Annotated in this window: 16 protein-coding genes; 13 read left to right on the top strand and 3 right to left on the bottom strand. The window is 52.8% G+C overall.

Annotated elements, in window-relative coordinates; genetic code table 11:
- Together yrfG and igaA are read right to left on the bottom strand one after the other, a co-directional pair.
- Window positions 1-669 (bottom strand): GMP/IMP nucleotidase, encoded by a 669-nt coding sequence (gene yrfG, locus FDX19_RS16330; RefSeq protein WP_137383518.1) that lies wholly within the window; start codon window positions 667-669, stop codon window positions 1-3.
- Window positions 670-731: 62 nt separating this feature from the next.
- Complete coding sequence (gene igaA, locus FDX19_RS16325) at window positions 732-2867, bottom strand: intracellular growth attenuator protein IgaA (RefSeq protein WP_137383517.1); 2136 nt, start codon at window positions 2865-2867, stop codon at window positions 732-734.
- Window positions 2868-3189: 322 nt separating this feature from the next.
- Between igaA and nudE the strand changes: the two genes are divergently transcribed.
- Window positions 3190-3750: an ADP compounds hydrolase NudE gene (nudE, locus tag FDX19_RS16320; RefSeq protein ID WP_115602375.1), complete on the top strand. Its 561-nt coding sequence runs from the start codon at window positions 3190-3192 to the stop codon at window positions 3748-3750.
- Between the two features lie 112 nt (window positions 3751-3862).
- Here nudE and mrcA read toward each other — a convergent pair whose 3' ends face one another.
- Window positions 3863-6415, bottom strand: a complete 2553-nt coding sequence (mrcA, locus tag FDX19_RS16315; protein ID WP_170974391.1) for a peptidoglycan glycosyltransferase/peptidoglycan DD-transpeptidase MrcA — start codon at window positions 6413-6415, stop codon at window positions 3863-3865.
- 120 nt (window positions 6416-6535) lie between these two features.
- Between mrcA and FDX19_RS16310 the strand changes: the two genes are divergently transcribed.
- From FDX19_RS16310 to trpS, 12 genes are all read left to right on the top strand, one after another.
- Window positions 6536-7315, top strand: a complete 780-nt coding sequence (locus tag FDX19_RS16310) for a DNA utilization protein HofM (RefSeq protein ID WP_137383515.1) — start codon at window positions 6536-6538, stop codon at window positions 7313-7315.
- Window positions 7315-7854, top strand: coding sequence for a PilN domain-containing protein (locus tag FDX19_RS16305; RefSeq protein ID WP_137383514.1), 540 nt, complete (start codon window positions 7315-7317; stop codon window positions 7852-7854). Before FDX19_RS16310 ends, FDX19_RS16305 begins: the two co-directional genes overlap by 1 nt.
- Complete coding sequence (locus tag FDX19_RS16300) at window positions 7838-8305, top strand: hypothetical protein (RefSeq protein ID WP_137383513.1); 468 nt, start codon at window positions 7838-7840, stop codon at window positions 8303-8305. The genes FDX19_RS16305 and FDX19_RS16300 overlap by 17 nt, the downstream gene beginning before the upstream one ends.
- The gene (locus tag FDX19_RS16295) at window positions 8295-8699 is read left to right on the top strand and encodes a HofP DNA utilization family protein (protein ID WP_137383512.1); all 405 of its coding nucleotides are present in this window, start codon (window positions 8295-8297) and stop codon (window positions 8697-8699) included. Before FDX19_RS16300 ends, FDX19_RS16295 begins: the two co-directional genes overlap by 11 nt.
- Window positions 8611-9849, top strand: a complete 1239-nt coding sequence (hofQ, locus tag FDX19_RS16290; protein ID WP_137383511.1) for a DNA uptake porin HofQ — start codon at window positions 8611-8613, stop codon at window positions 9847-9849. Before FDX19_RS16295 ends, hofQ begins: the two co-directional genes overlap by 89 nt.
- Before the next feature lie 404 nt (window positions 9850-10253).
- Window positions 10254-10775 (top strand): shikimate kinase AroK, encoded by a 522-nt coding sequence (gene aroK / locus FDX19_RS16285; RefSeq protein WP_003023552.1) that lies wholly within the window; start codon window positions 10254-10256, stop codon window positions 10773-10775.
- A gap of 57 nt (window positions 10776-10832) precedes the next feature.
- Window positions 10833-11921: a 3-dehydroquinate synthase gene (gene aroB, locus FDX19_RS16280; RefSeq protein ID WP_137383510.1), complete on the top strand. Its 1089-nt coding sequence runs from the start codon at window positions 10833-10835 to the stop codon at window positions 11919-11921.
- Between the two features lie 96 nt (window positions 11922-12017).
- On the top strand, window positions 12018-13322 hold the full coding sequence (damX, locus tag FDX19_RS16275; RefSeq protein WP_137383509.1) for a cell division protein DamX: 1305 nt from the start codon (window positions 12018-12020) through the stop codon (window positions 13320-13322).
- Between the two features lie 117 nt (window positions 13323-13439).
- On the top strand, window positions 13440-14276 hold the full coding sequence (gene dam, locus FDX19_RS16270) for an adenine-specific DNA-methyltransferase (protein ID WP_137361508.1): 837 nt from the start codon (window positions 13440-13442) through the stop codon (window positions 14274-14276).
- A gap of 17 nt (window positions 14277-14293) precedes the next feature.
- Window positions 14294-14971, top strand: a complete 678-nt coding sequence (rpe, locus tag FDX19_RS16265; protein ID WP_040231743.1) for a ribulose-phosphate 3-epimerase — start codon at window positions 14294-14296, stop codon at window positions 14969-14971.
- Window positions 14964-15722 carry a phosphoglycolate phosphatase gene (gph, locus tag FDX19_RS16260; RefSeq protein WP_047408202.1) on the top strand — a complete coding sequence of 253 codons (759 nt, stop codon included), beginning with the start codon at window positions 14964-14966 and terminating at the stop codon, window positions 15720-15722. Before rpe ends, gph begins: the two co-directional genes overlap by 8 nt.
- Complete coding sequence (gene trpS / locus FDX19_RS16255) at window positions 15715-16719, top strand: tryptophan--tRNA ligase (protein ID WP_137383508.1); 1005 nt, start codon at window positions 15715-15717, stop codon at window positions 16717-16719. The genes gph and trpS overlap by 8 nt, the downstream gene beginning before the upstream one ends.
- Window positions 16720-16780 lie beyond the last annotated feature (61 nt).

Raw genomic sequence — 16780 nt, 5'->3', positions numbered from 1 at the left:
TCACATCAGTGAGGGGATCAGTCGGCGGTAGTCATTCAATGACGGATGACGTGCATACTGTTTTTCCGCTGTACCGGAGTCGGGATTGGTTACGCCGAGGCAGTAACGAATGCCGAATTGAGCAGCGGCGTCGAGAATCGGTTCGCTGTCGTCAATAAACAACGTCTTCTCTGCACTCATTCCCGTTTCTTCAGCGACAGCGTGCCATAACCGCTGATCCTCTTTGGGATAACCAAATGTGTGGGTGGAAAGTAATAAATCAAGGTGTGAGGCCAGACCGGTATGCTGAAGCTTCACCGCCAGGTTATGCGGATGCGCATTGGTGAGCAAAATACGACGTTTGCCGCTCGCTTTCAGGGCATCAAGGAACGGTACCGTATCTTCACGCAGTACGGCGCGCGGTCCCTGTGCGGTTGTCATGGCGCATATATCCAGACCCAGGCGTTCGCTCCAGTAATCCAGGCAGTACCAGTTTAGCGTATGCTGTACGGCATGATACTGCTGACGAATAAATTCCAGGGCTTCCTGGGGAGAGATACCCTGTTGCGCGCCGTAGGTCTCCGGCACCAGTTTTTGCCAGAAATAGTTATCGAATGCCAGATCGAGCAGCGTACCGTCCATATCCAGCAGAACGGTGTCGACGTCCTGCCAGGCAATATCTATGTGCATGGAAACTCCCCAGAGGAAAACAAGATGCGCGACAGGGTAGCATATTCCGTCGCGCGGGCGTGTTATCGAATCAGGCTTTCTGGGGCCTCAATCAGCGTTGGATTAAGGCAACTCTCGTAATATTCCTGAATTTCCGTGATGCGCGAACGATGACGCTGGTAACGTCTGAATGCCTGAACGCTGTTGTAGATAGCGCATCCCAACATGGAGAGCATCAGCAGCGTGGTGCCAAGGTAGCGCCATAAACCTGAACGATCCGGGATTCGGTGCAGGCCAATGTGCTGGGTACCGTTGGCGTCGGTCGAGATGTTGGTGACAATCCCTTCAGCGCGAAATGGCGTTTGCATAAGCATCTGGGCAAGGCGCTGGAAGGCGTTCCATTGTTCTTGCGGCGGATAGTCGTACAACGAGGTCGCCGGCCAGGGCTGATCAACCAGGTCGCTGCCTTCGTCACTGATAATCAGGAAACCACCGGGGGCTGGGCTATTCAGTGCCTGAGCCGCCCGGGCGGTCTCGCGTGAAATGAACGGTGCCGTAGAGGTATTCACCAGGTTATCCAGTGATTCGGCGCTTACTGGGCGCAACAGCACATTCACACCATCCAGTTTCCCGGCGTTTGCTCGCTTAACCAGAGCGTTCCAGTCCTTACTGTTGCCCAGGTTAACCAGGGCATTTTTCAGGCGTACGCATTCATCTTCGGCGGCACACAGATCGGCGGTTTTCAGAACAATATCGCCAAAATCATCCAGCAACACCATGCCGGACTTCTGAATGGCTGAGCGTAATGAGGAGCTGACGCGAGAGTCATCGTCAGGTTTGGGATGTAGCTGGCGGCTAACACTTTGGGTCAGTGCGGTCGCCTTATTGACCAGATCGGACTCGGGCAGCGGCAGGGCGCGCGCGTCATTCCAGATAATCTGCGAACAATCAAATGGCATAAAAGGTGTCGCGGGTTGTGCGTTCCAGCTCCCCTGAGTGTGGATGTTACACATCCCCGTGCCACTCAGATGCAGCGTGTCGCCCACGCGAACGCCCGCCTTTTCCAGTTGCTTAACGCTGGTGGCCTCAATAGTTTGCGCCCCTTTCATCCAGGAAAGCGTAAGTTTAATTGGCATATCCAACGGGACCCAAAACAGCAGCATTAGCAATACCAGCAACGAACCACCGGCAATGACGGCGCTGCGTAGCCAGTGCTGCAACGGGAAGTTTTTCACTTCGTCATGCAAAGATAAAAAACGCCCCTGGCGGACAACATGGCGATCCAGATAGATATCAATATCCGTTTGCTGGCCAAGGTCCTGTGCAATGTAAGGCTGCCAGTGTGGTGGATAAATCAGGTCAATAATACCCAGCGAGATATTATTAATTTGCTCTTGATCGTTTTCACCAAACAGCCCCCAGCGACGTGGAGTGCCACGTAGACAGTGGATTTCTCGTAGGGCCGTTTTAGACGGTGGTGCAAACAGACCCCACAGACCCGCAGCCAGCAGCAACACTGCGCCACCGGCGGTCCACGGTACGAACGTGTCTGGCATGATTAAACAGAAAAAGAACAGCAGGAATGATGCGGCAATCAGTAATGCTTCGCGCAATCCCGACGGGCGGCTGAGCGCATATTCTTCGTGCGTTTCCTGGCGAATATTCAGCAGTTCGATCTGCTCGCTTTCTTCACCACGAATAGAGGCCTGAGTAGACGCGGTGTGCTGTAGGGCATAGCCACGCGCTTCCTGCATATACTCTTTCAGCGTGTGACCGTTCAACGAGATAACCAGCGGCAGCGTATTGGTGTGGATCAGCTCAACGCTGTTCTCATCATTGATGTATTGTTCCCAGAAGGGAGGCAAATGGACTTCGACGGAGTCGAGATAGTAGCGCCATTTGTTCGGATCGTCGGTGGTGATGCCATAGCGCGTAATGGAATGTGTCAGTACGATGACGCTATTACTTTGGGCATTCAGGGTTAACGATACCGGTGCTGAACTGGCACCTGTTGGGCCAGGAACCTGCTGAATTTGACTGAGGTTTTCGAGATAGTTTTCGACCGCACCACGTTCTTCGGGTGTTAGTTTACGCTTAGAGGCGTCAGAGAAGACGTTGCTCAACGGTAATTTTTGTCGTCTGAATTTTGATCCGAATCGCCACCCTGCAAGCAATGAGCAGGCCAGCAAAGCAGCTAAAAAAATCAGAATGGTGCTCATGCTTTCCCCATCTTACTTAGTCTGTCAGGCGTGGTCAGTCGCACCCTGTTCAATATTCGTGATTCTGTGGTTGGCTATCGGCAAGTGTGGAGTTGAACTTGAGCATCTTTAAGTACAGCCCAATAAATGCGAATAATAGCAAAATCACCAAAAACGGAATATCAGCAAATTCCTGGAGTTATTTCAACCTATTGACTTTTAATTTGAAATAGGAATTAACTTTTAGTACGTTACATAAATGTAAATAAACGGCAATTCACATTGCCGAAACCGTGCTGTATATCGCACAATAACCCCAGATTTCACAGCAAAGATCCTCATGATGAGCAAATCATTACAAAAACCCACGATTTTGAAAGTGGAAACCGTCGCACAATCCCGGCTGTTTAAAGTCGAAAGCGTGGACCTTGAGTTCAGCAACGGCGTACGTCGTGTTTATGAGCGTATGCGCCCATCCACGCGCGAAGCGGTAATGATTGTGCCGATTGTGGATGACCACCTGATCCTCATTCGCGAATATGCGGTCGGAACCGAATCCTACGAGCTTGGTTTTTCCAAAGGGTTAATCGATCCGGGTGAAAGCGTGTTTGAAGCGGCTAACCGGGAACTGAAAGAAGAAGTGGGCTACGGTGCGAAAGACCTGACGTTTTTGAAAAAACTCAGCATGGCGCCTTCCTATTTCTCCAGCAAGATGAATATTGTGGTTGCAGAGGATCTTTATCCTGAGTCGCTGGAAGGTGATGAGCCCGAGCCATTGCCACAGGTGCGCTGGCCGCTGGCGCATTTGATGGATCTGTTAGAAGACCCTGACTTCCACGAAGCGCGTAATGTCAGTGCGCTGTTCCTGGTACGCGAATGGCTGAAAGGGCAAGGGCGATTGTAGTTTATGTTGCCGGATGGCGGCTGATGCCTTGTCCGGCCTACAATGTCCAGCAATATCAAATAATTGCGCCGAAAATGTAGGCCGGATAAGCGAAGCGTCATCCGGCAAAAGATTAGAACAACTCGTGCGTCTCACCATTATCGATAATGGTTGTCCCCACCTCATGTACCGCCTGTTGCGTTGGCTGAGTACCTTCAATGAAATACTCTGCACGGCTGTTACCGCCGTTCGCCAGTTGGCCGGTGCTACGATCAATATTGACGGTAACGATACCCGGTGGTGGCGTTAGCGGCTGCTCAGGAACACCTTCTAATACACTCTTCATGTAGGCGTCCCACGCAGGTTGTGCACTCTTCGCACCGCCCTCGTAGCCGGAGATTTGGTCCTTGATCGCGCCGGATGCCGTCGTATGTCCGAGATCGCGACGATGATCATCAAACCCGATCCATACCGAGGTTACAACCCCTGGGCCATAGCCGGAGAACCAGGCATCTTTCGAGCTGTTGGTGGTCCCGGTTTTTCCGCCGATGTCATGACGCTGTAAATCGCGTCCGGCACGCCAGCCGGTTCCCATCCAGCCTGGCTCACCAAAGATATTGGTGTTCAACGCGCTCTTGATCAGGAAGGCCAGCGGCGTGTTGATGACGTGTGGTGCGTATTCTTGTGTTCCGCTTTGTGCGACCAGCGCCTGGTTAGCTTGTTCCAGCTGTGGCATTGGCACGGCGGCGTTTTGTTGTTCCTGAGATACCGCAACATCTTCAACGTTACTGTTTTCCAGCACGTTAGACTTCTGCGTATCGCCATAAATTACCGGGATATCACATTCCGGGCAGGCAATTTTTGGCTTCGCCTCAAAGATAACGCCACCCATATCGCTTTCAATCTTACTGATGAAATACGGGTCGACCAGGAATCCGCCGTTTGCCATTACCGCGTAACCGCGAGCAACCTGCAGCGGAGTGAACGAGGCTGAACCTAGCGCCAGTGATTCAGTATGCACAATGTTCTGTGCCGGGAAGCCGAAACGTTGCAGATACTCTGCCGCGTAATCCACACCCATTGCGCGCATGGCACGAACCATCACCACGTTTTTCGACTGACCCAGCCCCTGACGTAAGCGGATAGGGCCAGCATATTGCGGCGGTGAGTTTTTCGGCTGCCAGTCAGAACCTGCACCGGCATCCCAACGGGAAATTGGTACGTCATTCAGCATACTTGCCAGCGTCAGGCCTTTATCCATCGCGGCGGTATAGAGGAAGGGTTTGATGTTCGAACCCACCTGGCGTAATGCCTGGGTCGCACGGTTAAATTTGCTCTGGTTGAAATCAAAACCACCCACCAGTGCCAGCACTGCGCCGTTTTGCGGGTTAATCGAAACCAGTGCGGAGTTAACGTCCGGCACTTGCGCCAGCCACCAGGCGTCGCCAACCTGGCGTACCCAGATTTGCTGACCGGCCTGAACCACATCGGTTACTTTACGCGGCGTCGGGCCTTGCTGTGTATCCGAACGATAAGGACGTGCCCAGCGCATGCCTTCCATACGTAATGAGACCGAGGTTCCATCCGCCAACGCTGCGGTCGCTTCCTGTGGGTTAGCGCTGGTAACAACCGCCGGCAGTAGCGGACCATAAGTCGGCAGCGCTTTCAGCGTATCGGTAATTTTTTTGCTGTCCCAACTGCTTTCGCCCACTTTCCACAACACGTTAGATGGGCCGCGGTAGCCGTGGCGCATGTCGTAATCCATCACGTTGTTACGTACCGCCTGCTGGGCGGCCTGCTGGACTTTGCGCGTAATGGTAGTGGTGATGCGATACCCGTCTTCATAGGCTTTTTCACCATAACGGTTATACATCTCCTGGCGCACCATCTCAGACAGATAAGGGGCTGAGAAAGCGATTTCCGGCGCGTGATAGTTGGCATCGATCGCTTCACTACGCGCCTGATCGTATTGGGCCTGAGTGATGTAGTTTTCGCTCAACATACGCGACAGTACAACGTTACGGCGCGCAGTTGCCCGGTCCATCGAATAGAGCGGGTTGAAGGTTGACGGCGCTTTTGGCAGACCGGCGATCACTGCGATTTCGCTTAAGCTGAGTTGATCAACGGACTTGCCGAAATAGACCTGCGCGGCAGCACCCACGCCATAGGCGCGATACCCCAGATAGATCTTGTTCAGATAAAGCTCGAGGATCTCGTCTTTACTCAGCAATTGCTCAATACGGATAGCCAGGAACACTTCTTTAATCTTACGCATCAGCGTACGTTCCGGACTCAGGAAGAAGTTTCTCGCTAACTGCTGGGTAATGGTACTTGCCCCTTGTGAGGCGTGGCCGGAGAACAACGCGACGCTGGCAGCACGGAAGATCCCCACCGGGTCAACCCCGTGGTGCTCATAGAAGCGGCTGTCTTCTGTGGCGATAAAGGCTTTAACCATTACCGGCGGCATTTGATCCAGCGTAACCGGAATTCGACGTTTCTCGCCATATTGCGCGATGAGTTCGCCATCAGCACTGTAAACCTGCATTGGGATCTGCAGACGCACATCTTTTAGCGTCGCGACGTCAGGTAATTGTGGCTCGATATAGCGATAGAGGCCATAGATCGAGCCTGCTCCCAGCAGGATGCAACATACTGCAAGGATTAATAAATACTTTACGAACTTCACTGGAGATTTCCCATTTAGTGGCATTTGGGCAGTTTATAAACAAACGCGCGGTAGTATAAAGGCAAGCCAGACGCATTGATATACCCGTTGAAGGAACGGGTGATAAGGAGATCATCAGCAATGGCTTTTCGTATATGGCAAATTGGTCTGCATATTCAGCAACATGACGTGCTGGCTGTCGCTATCGTTCGTGACGCGTCAGGTTGGGTCCTACAACGCTGGTGGCGTATGCCGCTGGCACATCAGGTTATCGTCGACGGTCACATTCGTGAGCCGGAACAGCTTACTGCGGTGCTCCTGCCGTGGAGCCGTGAGCTACCGTACAGGCACCATATTCACCTTTCTTTTCCTGCCAACAGGACGTTACAAAAAAAGTTACCCCGTCCAGCAATGACCCTGCGCGAACCAGAGCAAACGGCATGGTTGTCTGGGGCAATGGCTCGCGAACTGGATATGGAGCCGGATGCGCTGCGGTTTGATTATAGCGAAGACACGCTAAGCCCGGCGTTAAACGTGACAGCGGCACAAAGCAAAGAAATATCGGCACTCCTGACACTGATGCATCCCCTGAAGGTACAGGTTACGGCCATTACGCCGGATGCCAGCGCCTTGCAGCGATTAATGCCTTATTTACCCAAGCATCAATCATGTCTGGCATGGCGTGACGATAGCCAATGGCTCTGGGCGAGCCGCACGGCATGGGGACGTAAATCGACGGGAGAAATTGACGATATCGACGCGCTTGCCGCGGCATTATCTCTTTGTCCGGCGGATATTGCGCTATGTGAAGCCGGTGGCTTTGATCCCTTAAATACGGTGTCCGTCCGCCAGCCACCGATTCCTACGGAAAGCCACAACTTTGCTGTTGCGCTTGGGCTGGCGATGGGAGATGTGTACTGATGACGGCGACCATCAATCTTTTGCCCTGGCGTCAGTCGCGGCGGTATGCCTGCCTGCAATGGTGGGGAGCGTTATTGAGTGGATCTTTACTGGCTATTGTGGGTATCGCATTGGGTTATTACGCGCTTTCTCGCGTAGATAATCGGGTCGATTTACTGCTGGCTGATGCCGAAAAAATACGGGCTGAAACCCTGATAGCGCTCAAGCCGCGCCTGCAACAGCGTCAACAACAATGGCAGTTGGCGCAACAAAGAGAAAAACGGCGTGAACAGATGCGAAGCTGGCAGTCTGTTTTACAAGGGGTGGCTGAGTTGCTGCCAGAACAGGCGTGGTTAACAGGAATGACCTGGCAGCAGGATACGCTGGCGCTGACAGGGCTGACGCTGAACGTTGCTGCGCTTCATCGACTGGAGACGCAATTACGTAAACACTCTGGGTTTCAGTTGGAAAGCTCAGGGGAAACGCGACAAGATGCGCAGGGACGCTGGCAGTTTCACTATCGTCTGATACGGAGCGTTATGAATGCAGGCGCTTTGTGATGGCTGGTTAGCGCAGACGCCGCGGTTTCGACTGTTGTGCTGGGGCGGCTGGATGTTGGTTCTGACCGCGGCTGCGCTGTTGTGCCTTTATCCTGTAGAGCAGCAACGGAAAGCGCAGCAGGCCGCATTAGTCCGTCAACGCGTGGCGATTCAAGTTCAATGGCGCAATCTGTATCTGCTGGCGTCATCGGTTGAACACCCCTTTTCTCCCTCTGAAGCGAGGCCGGTTCCTTTTTCCCCATTGGTCTATCAAAGCTCTCTTACACATCTGATCCACTGGCAGCCCTCCGTACGGGGAGGCGAACTGGCGCTGAAAACTGCGTGGGATGCGGTCCCACAAGTGTTTGCCCAACTGGCGGAACAGGGGATGAGTACGAGTCAGTTTTCTCTTCGTGCAGAAGATGCTGATGTGTTGTTGACGATACAACTGGAGCGTCTGAATGATGACTGAGCGCTGGCTGTTCGCGTGTTTTAGCGTGCTGCTGCTGACTGGTATGCGCAATCCCTTTCAGCCGCCAGAGGATCACTGCCGGATGGCTGAGTTGTCGGCATGGCGTTATCAGGGGGCGGTGATCCAGGGAGGACGCTCAATCGGGTTTATGCAGGATGGTCAACACCAATGGCGGAGGGTCGAGCAGCAAGATGTTCTGAATAGCATCTGGAGGGTATCTCAGGTGACAGCCCAAAGCGTAACTATCGACACAGGGAAAGATTGTGAGCCATCACGGTGGCAGTGGCAACGACAAGGAGAGGCGAATGAAGCGGTGGATAGTCATCGTGCTGATGACCGTAATACCCAGCGTGCTGGCCGGGAAAGCACAAAACGTGACGCTGGTGGTGGATGATGTTCCCGTTGTTCAGGTGTTGCAGGCGCTGGCGGTGCAGGAGAAGAAAAATCTGGTGGTGTCACCGGATGTCAGTGGCGTGCTGTCATTGCATCTGACGGATGTGCCGTGGAAACAGGCATTGCAGACGGTGGTAAAAAGCGCCGGACTGGTGTTACGTCAGGAGGGAAACATCCTGCATGTGCATACTGTACGCTGGCAAAACGAAAATACAGCCCGTCAGGAGAGTGAACAAGCGCGGATTCAGGCCGGTTTGCCGCTGGAACATCGCAGCATAATTTTGCAATACGCAGATGCCACCGAGCTGGCAAAAGCCGGTGAAAAATTGCTGAGCACTAAAGGAAGTATAACGGTCGACAAACGTACCAACCGCCTACTGCTGCGAGACAACCCTGTTGCGCTAAACATACTGGAACAGTGGGTGGCGCAAATGGACTTGCCCGTTGAACAGGTCGAGCTGGCGGCGCATATCGTCACGATTAATGAAAAAAGTTTGCGTGAGCTGGGGGTGAAGTGGTCGCTGGCAGATGCGCAACTGCCAGGGGCGGTGGGGAATGTCACCACGCTTGCCAGCGATCTTTCCGTGTCTACTGCAACATCGCGGGTGGGATTTAATATTGGCCGCATTAATGGTCGTTTGCTGGAGCTTGAGTTGTCCGCACTGGAGCAAAAACAGCAGCTCGACATCATTGCCAGCCCGCGATTACTGGCTTCTCATCTGCAACCTGCCAGTATTAAGCAGGGCAGTGAAATCCCGTATCAGGTCTCCAGCGGTGAAAGCGGCGCAACGTCCGTCGAATTTAAAGAAGCGGTGCTGGGGATGGAGGTAACGCCGACCGTGCTGCAGAAAGGGCGGATCAGACTGAAACTGCATATTAGCCAGAATGTCCCCGGGCAGGTGCTACAGCAAGCGGATGGCGAAGTGTTGGCCATCGATAAGCAGGAAATTGAAACCCTGGTGGAGGTTAAGAGCGGTGAAACGATCGCGTTGGGCGGGATTTTTTCACATAAAAATAAATCAGCAGCTGACAGTGTGCCGTTACTCGGCGACATTCCGTTGCTCGGCCATTTCTTTCGTCATGATGGTAAAGAAGATGAGCGGCGTGAGTTAGTGGTTTTTATCACGCCCAGACTGGTCCCAACAGAATAACTTATGCATGAAAACCCGTTGTTTTTGCGCTGAACACGTTTCAGGGATTTGACGTGCGGGTGTATTTAGCATACAAGGAGTACCGATTTGAGTGTCGGGACTTTTCTTTACTTATGCAGCAGTGAATACGCTTCGCCTTTCCGGTGGTGTGTCATAGGCTTATTTGGCGTCATTTGGCTACACGACACGTCGTCAGGTCAGATGTTTGCAGGGTAGCATGCCTGCCACGACCAGAAATGCGTAAGGTTTGGTGATTTATTCAGTTGCCAAACCCGCTTGAGTATTGAGATAATTTTCAGTCTGACTCTCGCAATATCTTATGAGGTTTCAGTTCATGTCCTGCTGCGCTGGGTGTCTGCGAAGCGGGTTTACCATTAACGAATAGTCTTAGTAGTACCGAAAAAATGGCAGAGAAACGCAATATCTTTCTGGTTGGGCCTATGGGTGCCGGAAAAAGCACTATTGGGCGCCAGTTAGCTCAACAACTCAATATGGAATTTTACGATTCTGATCAAGAGATTGAGAAACGAACCGGAGCTGATGTGGGCTGGGTCTTCGATGTAGAAGGTGAAGACGGCTTCCGTGATCGCGAAGAAAAAGTCATCAACGAGTTGACGGAAAAACAGGGTATTGTGCTGGCAACTGGCGGTGGCTCTGTAAAATCACGTGAAACACGTAACCGTCTTTCCGCGCGTGGCGTCGTGGTCTATCTTGAAACGACAATTGAAAAACAACTTGCACGTACTCAACGTGACAAGAAGCGCCCGCTGCTGCAGGTAGAATCGCCGCCGCGTGAAGTTCTGGAAGCATTGGCTGACGAACGCAACCCTCTGTATGAAGAGATTGCCGACGTGACCATTCGCACCGACGATCAGAGCGCGAAAGTCGTAGCAAACCAGATTATTCATATGTTGGAAAGCAACTAATTCTGGCTGAATACACACTCGTCTGCGGGTACAAGTAACTAAGGTGGATGTCGCGTAATGGAGAGGATCACAGTCACTCTCGGGGAACGTAGTTACCCTATCACCATCGCGGCTGGTTTGTTTAATGAGCCAGCTTCATTCTTACCGCTGAAATCGGGCGATCAGGTTATGTTGGTGACCAACGAAACCCTGGCTCCTCTTTATCTCGATAAGGTTCGCGGCGTACTTGAACAGGCGGGTGTTAACGTTGATAGCGTTATCCTTCCCGATGGCGAGCAGTATAAAAGCCTGACGGTTCTGGATACGGTCTTCACTGCGTTACTGCAAAAACCGCATGGTCGCGATACCACGCTGGTCGCCCTTGGCGGCGGCGTGATTGGCGATCTTACCGGTTTTGCAGCAGCCAGCTATCAGCGTGGTGTTCGTTTTATTCAAGTCCCGACAACGCTGTTGTCGCAGGTTGACTCCTCTGTAGGCGGTAAAACCGCCGTAAACCATCCCCTCGGTAAAAACATGATTGGCGCGTTTTACCAACCGGCTTCCGTGGTGGTGGATCTCGACTGTCTGAAAACGCTTCCTGCGCGTGAATTGGCATCGGGCCTGGCGGAGGTTATCAAATACGGCATCATCCTTGACGGTGAATTTTTCAGCTGGCTGGAAGAAAATCTGGACGCATTATTACGTCTGGATGGTCCGGCAATGGCGTACTGTATTCGCCGTTGTTGTGAGCTGAAAGCAGAAGTTGTCGCAGCGGACGAGCGCGAAATGGGCTTACGTGCTTTACTGAATCTGGGACACACGTTTGGCCATGCTATCGAAGCTGAAATGGGTTATGGCAATTGGTTACATGGTGAAGCCGTCGCAGCAGGTATGGTAATGGCTGCCCGCACGTCAGAACGGTTGGGCCAGTTTACCTCCGCTGAAACGCAGCGCATTATTACGCTGTTGCAGCGCGCAGGTTTACCGGTGAATGGGCCGCGTGAAATGTCTACACAGGCTTATTTGCCGCACATGCTGCGAGATAAAAAAGTGTTGGCGGGAGAGATTCGTTTAGTGCTTCCGCTGGCAATAGGGAAGAGTGAAGTACGCGGCGGAGTGTCGCACGAGGTGGTTCTTAACGCGATTGCTGATTGCCAGCAGGCGTAACAACAAGAAAGGTCAGGCTTGCGTTGTAAAGCGTAAGTCTTTTAGCTTCAGGTTATGTGCAAAGTCGTAAGCATTAACCTTTGAGTGGGGTGTTAAATGGATGAATTCAAACCAGAAGACGAGCTGAAACCCGATCCCAGCGATCGTCGTACTGGTCGTTCTCGTCAATCGTCTGAACGCGATAATGAGCCGCAAATCAATTTTGATGATGTTGATCTGGATGCCGACGATCGCCGTCCTGCGCGGGCACGTAAAGAGCGTGATGAAGAGCAGGACATTGAAGAAGACTATGAATCTGATGACGATGTTGTGGATGAAGAACGTGTAGAACGTCGCCCACGCAAGCGTAAAAAAGCGGTCAGTAAACCAGCCTCCCGTCAGTACATTATGATGGGTGTGGGTGTTCTGGTACTGCTGCTGCTGATTGTCGGTATCGGTTCCGCACTGAAGGCCCCCTCATCTTCCTCTTCCGGCGAGCAGGCTGCGTCTGGTGAGAAGAGCATCGATCTTTCTGGCAGCAATGCGACGGATCAGGCGAACACCACAACGCCTGCGACGGGTGCTGAGCAGGCTGCTGGCAATACGCAGCAGGATGTTTCTCTGCCGCCGATTTCCTCTACCCCTACTCAAGGCCAGGCGCCTGTCACAGCAGAAGGTCAGCAGCGCGTTGAAGTTCAGGGCGATCTGAACAATGCGCTGACGCAGCCGCAAGGTCAGGCACAGGTTAACAACGTCGTCGTCAACTCTACGCTGCCAACTGAACCTGCTACCGTAGCACCCGTTCGCAATGGCAATGCAGGGCGTCAGACTGCGAAGACTGAGCCAGCAGAACGTACTGCAGCTGCACATCAGGAACGCAAACAGGCTGTTATTGAGCCGAAGAGCAAGCCGCAGACCACGGTAAAAGCGACGCCGGCAGAGCCGAAACCTGTCGCTCAGGCGAAACCGACTGTGACTGCGACCGCGCCGACGACAACAACGAAAGCGCCAGTGGTAACCGCTACACCTAAAGCGTCAACTGAGCCAAAAGCAACGGCAAGCACCGCGCCAGCTCAGCAGACTGCAACACCTGCACCAACGACAGCAACACCGGTTGCGGGTGGTGCGAAAAGTGCAGGGAACGTTGGTGCGTTAAAATCAGCGCCATCCAGTCACTACACGCTGCAGCTCAGCAGTTCCTCTAACTACGACAACCTGAATGGTTGGGCGAAGAAAGAGAACCTGAAGAACTACGTGGTGTACCAGACGACGCGTAACGGTCAACCGTGGTATGTTCTGGTGACGGGTGTGTATGCGTCTAAAGAAGATGCGAAACGTGCAGTGTCTACGTTACCCGCCGACATTCAGGCGAAAAACCCGTGGGCAAAACCGCTGCACCAGGTTCAGGCCGATTTGAAGTAAGATAGGATATGTTCTGCAATGGTTTGCTGTTTCGCCCAATTGCGGGACAAAGACTAAAGCGCAGGATGCTGTCGGAGCTTTCTCCACAGCCGGAGAAGGTGTAATTAGTTAGTCAGCATGAAAAAAAATCGCGCTTTTTTGAAATGGGCAGGGGGTAAATACCCCCTGCTTGATGATATCAAACGGCATTTACCTCAGGGTGAGTGCCTGATTGAACCCTTCGTGGGTGCCGGGTCGGTGTTTCTCAACACCGACTTTTCTCGTTATATTCTTGCCGATATCAACAGCGACCTTATCAGTCTCTATAACATCGTGAAGACGCGTACCGATGAGTATGTGCAGGCTTCACGTGAGCTGTTTATGCCTGAAACGAATCAGGCTGAGGTGTACTACCAGTTCCGGGAAGAATTTAATGCCTGCCAGGACCCGTTCCGACGTGCAGTGCTGTTCTTATATCTCAACCGTTTTGGCTATAACGGGTTATGCCGTTATAACCTGCGCGGTGAGTTTAACGTCCCCTTTGGTCGTTATAAAAAACCCTACTTCCCGGAAGCCGAGTTGTACCATTTTGCCGAAAAAGCGCAAAATGCAGAGTTCCATTGCCTCTCCTATGAAGAGTGCATGGATCGCGCGGATACCAACTCTGTGGTCTACTGTGACCCGCCATATGCACCGCTCTCGGCGACGGCAAATTTCACCGCGTATCATACCAACAGCTTTAGCCCGAAAGAGCAGGCGCACCTGGCCGAGATGGCAGAAAAGCTGGTCAGTAAGCAGATCCCGGTGTTAATTTCGAATCATGACACGCCGGATACCCGTGAATGGTATCGAGCGGCAAAACATTTTCAGGTCAAAGTGCGGCGCAGTATAAGCAGCAACGGCGGCACACGTAAAAAGGTGAACGAACTGCTGGCGCTGTACAAACCAGGAGTCGCAACGCCTGCGAAAAAATAATTCTCAAGGAGAAGCGGATGAAACAGTATTTGATTGCCCCCTCAATTCTGTCGGCTGATTTTGCCCGCCTGGGTGAGGACACCGCGAAAGCGCTGACCGCGGGTGCTGATGTCGTTCACTTCGACGTCATGGACAACCACTACGTGCCGAACCTGACCATCGGCCCGATGGTACTGAAATCGCTGCGTAAATATGGCATCACTGCCCCGATTGATGTTCACCTGATGGTGAAACCGGTCGATCGTATTGTCCCGGACTTCGCCGCCGCTGGCGCCAGCATCATTACTTTTCATCCGGAAGCCTCCGAGCATGTCGATCGCACTTTACAACTGATCAAAGAGCATGGCTGTAAAGCGGGGCTGGTGTTCAACCCGGCAACGCCGCTGAGCTATCTGGACTACGTCATGGATAAGCTCGACGTGATCCTGCTGATGTCCGTTAACCCAGGCTTTGGCGGGCAGTCCTTCATTCCGCAAACATTGGATAAGCTGCGCGAAGTGCGTCGCCGCATTGATGAATCTGGCTATGACATTCGTCTGGAAGTGGACGGCGGCGTCAAAGTGAACAACATTGGTGAAATCGCCGCGGCAGGCGCAGATATGTTTGTCGCAGGCTCTGCTATTTTCGACCAACCAGATTACAAAAAAGTCATTGATGAAATGCGCAATGAACTGGCGAAGGTAAGTCATGGATAAGTTTCAGGATATTCGGGGCGCTGCATTTGACCTCGACGGCACGCTGGTCGACAGCGCGCCGGGATTAGCCGCTGCGGTGGATATGGCGCTGTATGCGCTGGAACTGCCGGTTGCCGGTGAAGAACGTGTTATCACCTGGATTGGTAACGGTGCAGATGTACTGATGGAGCGCGCGCTGGCGTGGTCTCGTCAGGAGCGCGCAACTTTACGCAAAACGATGGGTAAACCGCCCGTTGATGATGATATCCCCGCCGAGGAACAGGTACGTATTTTGCGTAAGCTGTTCGACAGATATTACGGCGATGTCGCGGAAGAGGGAACATTCCTGTTCCCTGATGTTGCCGATACGCTGGGCGCGCTGCATGCGAAAGGATTGCCGCTGGGTCTGGTGACCAATAAACCGACCCCGTTTGTCGCGCCATTGCTCGAGGCGTTGGATATCGCCAAATACTTTAGCGTGGTCATCGGTGGTGACGACGTGCAGAATAAAAAACCGCATCCGGATCCGCTGCTGTTGGTGGCAAGCAAGCTTGGCATCAAGCCTGAGCAAATGCTCTTCGTAGGGGATTCACGCAATGATATTCAGGCGGCAAAAGCTGCTGGCTGTCCGTCCGTTGGCCTGACCTATGGCTACAACTACGGCGAGTCGATTGCGCTGAGCCAGCCCGACGTTATTTACGACCGTATTAATGAACTACTGCCCGCTCTCGGGCTTCCGCATAGCGAAAATCAGGAATTAAAAAATGACTAAGCCCATCGTTTTTAGTGGCGCACAGCCCTCAGGTGAATTGACCATTGGCAACTATATGGGTGCGCTGCGTCAGTGGGTGAGCATGCAGGATGACTACCATTGCATCTACTGCATCGTTGACCAACATGCCATCACCGTTCGTCAGGATGCTCAGCAACTGCGTAAAGCAACGCTGGATACGCTGGCGTTGTATCTGGCATGCGGAATCGATCCTGAAAAAAGCACCATTTTCGTGCAGTCTCACGTACCGGAACATGCCCAGCTAGGTTGGGCGCTGAACTGCTACACCTACTTCGGCGAACTGAGCCGTATGACCCAGTTCAAAGACAAATCCGCGCGCTATGCGGAGAACATCAACGCCGGTCTGTTTGATTATCCGGTGCTGATGGCGGCAGACATCCTGCTGTATCAGACCAACCAGGTGCCGGTTGGCGAAGATCAGAAACAGCATCTGGAACTGAGCCGCGATATTGCCCAGCGCTTCAACGCCCTGTATGGCGACATCTTCAAAGTGCCTGAGCCGTTCATTCCTAAATCCGGCGCGCGCGTGATGTCGCTGCTGGAGCCGACGAAGAAAATGTCCAAGTCGGATGACAACCGCAACAACGTGATCGGCCTGCTGGAAGATCCGAAATCCGTGGTTAAGAAAATCAAACGAGCGATGACCGACTCCGAAGAGCCGCCGGTTGTTCGCTACGACGTGCAGAACAAAGCAGGTGTTTCCAACCTGCTGGATATCCTCTCTGCCGTTACTGGCCAGAGCATTCCAGAGCTGGAACAGCACTTTGAAGGCAAAATGTATGGTCATCTGAAAGGTGAAGTCGCAGAGGCCGTTTCCGGTATGCTGACCGAGCTTCAGGCGCGCTATCACCGTTTCCGTAACGATGAAGCCTTCCTGCAGAAAGTGATGAAAGAGGGTGCGGAAAAAGCCAGCGCGCGTGCCTCTGTTACGCTGAAAGCCGTGTATGAAGCTATTGGCTTTGTTGCCAAGCCGTAATACTTTCTGCGTTGCTGAAAAAACCGGGAATTTTGAACTGCACCCAAAAAGTTGGACACCC

The organism is Citrobacter sp. wls619, assembly GCF_005281345.1.
Lineage (GTDB): Bacteria > Pseudomonadota > Gammaproteobacteria > Enterobacterales > Enterobacteriaceae > Citrobacter.
Note: the sequence above shows the minus strand (reverse complement) of the source record. Positions and strands in the feature narration are given on the sequence as shown.

Excerpts from the sequence above, each read along its gene's own strand:
- yrfG (WP_137383518.1), bottom strand. The coding sequence starts at position 669 with ATGCACATAGATATTGCCTGGCAGGACGTCGACACCGTTCTGCTGGAT.
- igaA (WP_137383517.1), bottom strand. The coding sequence starts at position 2,867 with ATGAGCACCATTCTGATTTTTTTAGCTGCTTTGCTGGCCTGCTCATTG.
- nudE (WP_115602375.1), top strand. The coding sequence starts at position 3,190 with ATGAGCAAATCATTACAAAAACCCACGATTTTGAAAGTGGAAACCGTC.
- FDX19_RS16310 (WP_137383515.1), top strand. The coding sequence starts at position 6,536 with ATGGCTTTTCGTATATGGCAAATTGGTCTGCATATTCAGCAACATGAC.
- FDX19_RS16305 (WP_137383514.1), top strand. The coding sequence starts at position 7,315 with ATGACGGCGACCATCAATCTTTTGCCCTGGCGTCAGTCGCGGCGGTAT.
- FDX19_RS16300 (WP_137383513.1), top strand. The coding sequence starts at position 7,838 with ATGCAGGCGCTTTGTGATGGCTGGTTAGCGCAGACGCCGCGGTTTCGA.
- FDX19_RS16295 (WP_137383512.1), top strand. The coding sequence starts at position 8,295 with ATGATGACTGAGCGCTGGCTGTTCGCGTGTTTTAGCGTGCTGCTGCTG.
- hofQ (WP_137383511.1), top strand. The coding sequence starts at position 8,611 with ATGAAGCGGTGGATAGTCATCGTGCTGATGACCGTAATACCCAGCGTG.
- aroK (WP_003023552.1), top strand. The coding sequence starts at position 10,254 with ATGGCAGAGAAACGCAATATCTTTCTGGTTGGGCCTATGGGTGCCGGA.
- aroB (WP_137383510.1), top strand. The coding sequence starts at position 10,833 with ATGGAGAGGATCACAGTCACTCTCGGGGAACGTAGTTACCCTATCACC.
- damX (WP_137383509.1), top strand. The coding sequence starts at position 12,018 with ATGGATGAATTCAAACCAGAAGACGAGCTGAAACCCGATCCCAGCGAT.
- dam (WP_137361508.1), top strand. The coding sequence starts at position 13,440 with ATGAAAAAAAATCGCGCTTTTTTGAAATGGGCAGGGGGTAAATACCCC.
- rpe (WP_040231743.1), top strand. The coding sequence starts at position 14,294 with ATGAAACAGTATTTGATTGCCCCCTCAATTCTGTCGGCTGATTTTGCC.
- gph (WP_047408202.1), top strand. The coding sequence starts at position 14,964 with ATGGATAAGTTTCAGGATATTCGGGGCGCTGCATTTGACCTCGACGGC.
- trpS (WP_137383508.1), top strand. The coding sequence starts at position 15,715 with ATGACTAAGCCCATCGTTTTTAGTGGCGCACAGCCCTCAGGTGAATTG.